General features: G+C 51.8%; 1 rRNA gene. It reads left to right on the plus strand.

Annotation, left to right across the window (positions count from 1 at the left end):
* Positions 1 to 276 (plus strand): 23S ribosomal RNA (locus tag NNO04_RS22685); the annotation flags it as partial.

Consider the following 276-nt stretch of genomic DNA (forward strand, 5'->3'; position numbering starts at 1 on the left):
CGAGGCCGAAAGGCGTAGTCGATGGGAAACAGGTTAATATTCCTGTACTTGGTGTTACTGCGAAGGGGGGACGGAGAAGGCTATGTTGGCCGGGCGACGGTTGTCCCGGTTTAAGCATGTAGGCGGAACGATTAGGTAAATCCGGTCGTTTATTAACGCTGAGGTGTGATGACGAGGCACTACGGTGCTGAAGTAACAAATGCCCTGCTTCCAGGAAAAGCCTCTAAGCATCAGGTAACACAAAATCGTACCCCAAACCGACACAGGTGGTCAGGT

The organism is Citrobacter sp. Awk 4 (assembly GCF_028069725.1).
Lineage (GTDB): Bacteria > Pseudomonadota > Gammaproteobacteria > Enterobacterales > Enterobacteriaceae > Citrobacter_D.